Here is a 4744-nt window from a genome sequence, read left to right on the forward strand (position 1 = left end):
AGTAGGGAACTGCCAGGCATCAAACAAGTGAAGAGCCCATCCTGCCGGATGGGCTTTTTGCGTTTCTGTCGTCCGGCCAGCGTGCCGGTATGCCTCCCCGGTGGCGCTGCGCTTACCGGGGCTACGGGCCTGTCGCGTTCTGTCGCCCGCACCGGTACACCACATCATCACCGGTAACGCCCCGCAATATCATTGCCCCTGTAATCAGACAAGCCTTCCCCCGCCAGATACGATAAACTAACGCCGATTTTGCATCAGGAAGCCACTATGAACCACTCCCTCAAACCCTGGAATACCTTTGGCATTGAACGCTTCGCCAAGACGATAGTACGCGCCGAAACTGAGCAACAGTTGCTAAGCGCCTGGCAAACCGCTGCCGCGGCAGGCGAACCCACGCTGATCCTTGGGGAAGGCAGTAATGTCCTGTTTCTGAACGACTATGCCGGTACGGTGATCCTCAACCGGATTATGGGGATCGAGGTGAGCGAAACGCCGGAAGCCTGGCGCTTGCACGTCGGCGCCGGCGAAAACTGGCATCAACTGGTGCAGTTCACGCTACAGCATGCGATGCCAGGTCTGGAAAATCTGGCGTTAATCCCTGGCTGCGCAGGATCTTCGCCGATCCAGAATATTGGCGCCTACGGCGTTGAGCTACAGCGGGTTTGCGAATATGTTGACTGCATTGAGCTGGAAACCGGGCGTAAGCAACGTCTTTCAGCCGCGGAATGCCGTTTTGGCTATCGCGACAGTATCTTCAAACATGAATATCAGGACCGCTATGCCATCGTTGCGATTGGCTTATCGTTAGCGAAAACATGGCAGCCTGTACTGAGTTACGGTGATTTAACGCGTCTCGATCCGCAGACCGTCACGCCGCAGCAGGTATTTGATGCGGTCTGTCATATGCGAATGACTAAATTGCCGGATCCAAAGATTAACGGTAATGCCGGCAGCTTTTTTAAGAACCCGATCGTCAGCGCTCAGGTTGCGGAAGCGCTGCTGGCGCAGTTCCCTCATGCACCGCACTATCCGCAGGCAAATGGCAGCGTCAAGCTGGCCGCTGGCTGGCTAATCGATCAATGTGAGCTCAAAGGACAACGCATCGGCGGCGCTGCCGTCCATCGGCAGCAGGCGCTGGTACTGATTAATGAAGATCGAGCGACCAGCGAGGATGTGGTGAAACTTGCTCATTATGTTCGCCAGCGGGTGGGTGCGAAATTCGATGTATGGCTTCAGCCCGAGGTGCGCTTCATTGGCACGCATGGTGAAGTCAACGCAGAGGAGAGCATTGCGTGAAAGACCATACTATCCCTTTAACGCTAATTTCTATCCTTGCTGATGGCGAGTTTCACTCTGGCGAACAGCTTGGTGAGCAGTTAGGCATGAGCCGGGCGGCGATTAATAAGCACATCCAGACCTTACGTGACTGGGGCGTCGATGTGTTTACTGTGCCGGGCAAGGGTTACAGCCTGCCGGAGCCTATTCATCTATTAGATGAGAAAAAGATTTCTCAAGAGATAGACCATGGCCGAGTGACGGTCCTTCCCGTCATCGACTCTACTAACCAGTATTTGCTGGACAGGCTTGATGAGCTGACGTCCGGAGATGCCTGTGTGGCTGAATATCAGCAAGCAGGGCGAGGCCGGCGAGGCAGAAAATGGTTTTCGCCCTTTGGCGCGAATCTCTATCTCTCGATGTACTGGCGTCTGGAGCAGGGCCCGGCAGCGGCTATTGGCCTAAGCCTGGTGATCGGTATTGTGATCGCTGAAGTTCTGCAGCAGCTCGGGGCCGAACAGGTTCGCGTGAAATGGCCAAACGATATTTACCTGCAGGATCGTAAGCTGTCAGGGATCCTCGTGGAACTGACGGGGAAAACGGGCGATGCCGCACAAATCGTCAGCGGCGCGGGTATCAACCTTGTGATGCGTCGCGTGGAGTCTGATGTCGTCAATCAGGGGTGGATCAGCCTTCAGGAAGCGGGGGTGGTCATCGACCGTAACCTCCTCGCCGCGCGCCTGATTAAAGAGCTGCGCCTGGGACTGGAACTGTTCGAGCAGGAAGGATTGGCTCCCTATCTACCGCGCTGGGAAAAACTGGATAACTTTATTCATCGCCCGGTGAAACTGATTATCGGTGATAAAGAAATTTACGGCATTTCGCGTGGCATTGACGCCCAGGGCGCACTATTGCTGGAGCAGGATGGTGTAATAAAAGCCTGGGTGGGTGGTGAAATATCATTGCGCAGTGCAGAATAAAAAAGGGAGCTTCGGCTCCCTTTTTTTATTTACGTAAGCGTACCTGATTCACTGAGTGATTGGCGCTCTTAGTCATGATCAGGCTGGCGCGCTCGCGAGTTGGAAGGATATTTTCTTTAAGATTCATTAGGTTGATTTCATTCCATAGCGAAGTGGCAATATCTACCGCTTCTTCCTTCGAGAGCTTAGCGTAATTATGGAAATAGGAATCCGGATCGGTAAACGCCCCTTCCCGGAATTTAAGAAAGCGGTTGATATACCAGCTTTTCAATAATTCTTCCGGGGCATCGACATAAATAGAAAAGTCGACAAAATCGGAAACGAATACATGATGGGGATCGTGCGGATAATCCATTCCACTTTGCAGAACATTCAGCCCTTCAAGAATTAAAATATCCGGTTGCGCGACGGTTTTGTCACCGTTGGGAATAACATCATAAATCAGATGGGAATAAACCGGCGCGGTTGCCTGCGGTACCCCTGATTTGAGATCGGAGACAAACTTCACCAGGCGATGCATATCATAGGACTGCGGAAAGCCTTTTTTCTTCATTAACCCACGTTCTTTTAAAACCGAGTTAGGGTGCAAAAAACCGTCGGTGGTAATGAGTTCGACATGGCGATGCTCCGGCCAACGACTAAGCAAAGCTTGCAGAACGCGGGCGGTGGTGCTTTTTCCTACCGCAACGCTGCCAGCGATACTGATAATATAGGGAATTCGCTGACCATTGGTGCCAAGAAATTGTTCGAGAACAGCCTGGCGACGCAGGTTAGAACTGATATAGAAGTTGAGCAAACGCGACAGCGGCAAATAGATCTCGGCAACCTCTTCCAGAGAGAGATCTTCGTTGATGCCTTTTAACCGCGTGATTTCTTCCTCGGTTAACGTCATCGGGACAGAATCACGAAGTGCAGCCCATTGGTGGCGGTTAAATTGTAGGTACGGTGTCATTAACGTCTGCTCTTTTTGGCTCATAAGCATGTTCTTACTATCACCGAATACCTTGAAACGGTGATGCTTCACACGAGTTAATCAGGACAATGGGCAGGAGGGTAACACCAGATTGCCGGGAATAATAAGAAAAAAACTCATTGAATGCTGCTTTCTCGCGCCAGCATCACAAGAGAAGAATAAGTTTCTTATTCTTTGCAAAGCATGGCCTTTGCTAACAGGCTAGGCTAGCGGCCTGAATCCTTTCCGTCAGCGGTCAGCATGCGATAGAGGTAACCGGAGATGATCGGACAGCGCCTGAAGCGCCGAATTGTTGGCGAATATTTGCACTCCGCTGCTTGAAATTACACCGTTTTTTCGCGTGAGAGCACAAAATGTGAGCAAGAGAACGTTTTATGCAAATTTTTAGTTGCATGAACTCGCTCCTCTCCCTAGAATGCGCGCTACTTGATGCCGACTTAGCTCAGTAGGTAGAGCAACTGACTTGTAATCAGTAGGTCACCAGTTCGATTCCGGTAGTCGGCACCATAACAATTTGGGTGGGGTTCCCGAGCGGCCAAAGGGAGCAGACTGTAAATCTGCCGTCATCGACTTCGAAGGTTCGAATCCTTCCCCCACCACCACTTTCTGGCGACGCTTTGCGGAGCCGGAGTTGGTTGGGTAAACTAATCAGCTCAATACTAAAGAGAGCAGTCTCTTTAGTATTACAGAAAGAACTGGGTAGCCGAGTTTCAGGATGCGGGCATCGTATAATGGCTATTACCTCAGCCTTCCAAGCTGATGATGCGGGTTCGATTCCCGCTGCCCGCTCCAGACGTGCTGATATGGCTCAGTTGGTAGAGCGCACCCTTGGTAAGGGTGAGGTCCCCAGTTCGACTCTGGGTATCAGCACCACTTCTTTTCTCTCCTTCCCTGTTTCTCTTCTGTTATGTTCATTCAACAAGTCGGGCATGTTGCCTGGTTGATGTGGTGATATCACCGATTTATCCGTGTCTTAGAGGGACAATCGATGTCTAAAGAAAAGTTTGAACGTACAAAACCGCACGTTAACGTCGGTACTATCGGCCACGTTGACCATGGTAAAACAACGCTGACCGCTGCCATCACTACCGTACTGGCTAAAACCTATGGTGGTTCCGCTCGCGCATTCGACCAGATCGATAACGCGCCGGAAGAAAAAGCTCGTGGTATCACCATCAACACCTCTCACGTTGAATATGACACCCCGACTCGCCACTATGCGCACGTAGACTGCCCGGGCCACGCCGACTATGTTAAAAACATGATCACCGGTGCTGCGCAGATGGACGGCGCGATCCTGGTTGTTGCTGCGACTGACGGCCCGATGCCGCAGACTCGTGAGCACATCCTGCTGGGTCGTCAGGTAGGCGTTCCGTACATCATCGTGTTCCTGAACAAATGCGACATGGTTGATGACGAAGAGCTGCTGGAACTGGTTGAGATGGAAGTTCGTGAACTGCTGTCTCAGTACGATTTCCCGGGCGACGACACCCCGATCGTTCGTGGTTCTGCTCTG

4 protein-coding genes and 4 tRNA genes are annotated in these 4744 nt (G+C 51.9%); 7 read left to right on the plus strand and 1 reads right to left on the minus strand.

What is annotated here, in order from left to right; genetic code table 11:
- Positions 1–267: 267 nt before the first annotated feature.
- The gene (murB, locus tag KHQ23_RS26130; protein WP_002883510.1) at positions 268–1296 is read left to right on the plus strand and encodes a UDP-N-acetylmuramate dehydrogenase; all 1029 of its coding nucleotides are present in this window, start codon (positions 268–270) and stop codon (positions 1294–1296) included.
- Positions 1293–2255, plus strand: a complete 963-nt coding sequence (birA, locus tag KHQ23_RS26135; protein WP_002883521.1) for a bifunctional biotin--[acetyl-CoA-carboxylase] ligase/biotin operon repressor BirA — start codon at positions 1293–1295, stop codon at positions 2253–2255. Before murB ends, birA begins: the two co-directional genes overlap by 4 nt.
- A 25-nt stretch (positions 2256–2280) precedes the next feature.
- On the opposite strand, the gene coaA is transcribed toward birA, so the two are convergent.
- The gene (gene coaA, locus KHQ23_RS26140; RefSeq protein ID WP_002883524.1) at positions 2281–3231 is read right to left on the minus strand and encodes a type I pantothenate kinase; all 951 of its coding nucleotides are present in this window, start codon (positions 3229–3231) and stop codon (positions 2281–2283) included.
- A gap of 428 nt (positions 3232–3659) precedes the next feature.
- On the opposite strand from coaA, the gene KHQ23_RS26145 reads away from it, so the two are divergent.
- From KHQ23_RS26145 to KHQ23_RS26165, 5 genes are all read left to right on the plus strand, one after another.
- Positions 3660–3735, plus strand: a tRNA-Thr gene (locus KHQ23_RS26145).
- A 10-nt stretch (positions 3736–3745) separates the two neighbouring features.
- Positions 3746–3830: transfer RNA gene (locus tag KHQ23_RS26150), tRNA-Tyr, on the plus strand.
- Between the two features lie 115 nt (positions 3831–3945).
- Positions 3946–4020 (plus strand) — tRNA-Gly (locus tag KHQ23_RS26155).
- 5 nt (positions 4021–4025) lie between these two features.
- Positions 4026–4101 (plus strand) — tRNA-Thr (locus KHQ23_RS26160).
- Between the two features lie 115 nt (positions 4102–4216).
- Positions 4217–4744: GTP-binding protein (locus KHQ23_RS26165; protein WP_040196903.1), on the plus strand; the 528-nt coding region annotated here is incomplete at its 3' end.

This window comes from Klebsiella sp. 64 (assembly GCF_018223915.1).
In the GTDB taxonomy this organism is placed as follows: Bacteria; Pseudomonadota; Gammaproteobacteria; order Enterobacterales; family Enterobacteriaceae; genus Klebsiella; species Klebsiella pneumoniae.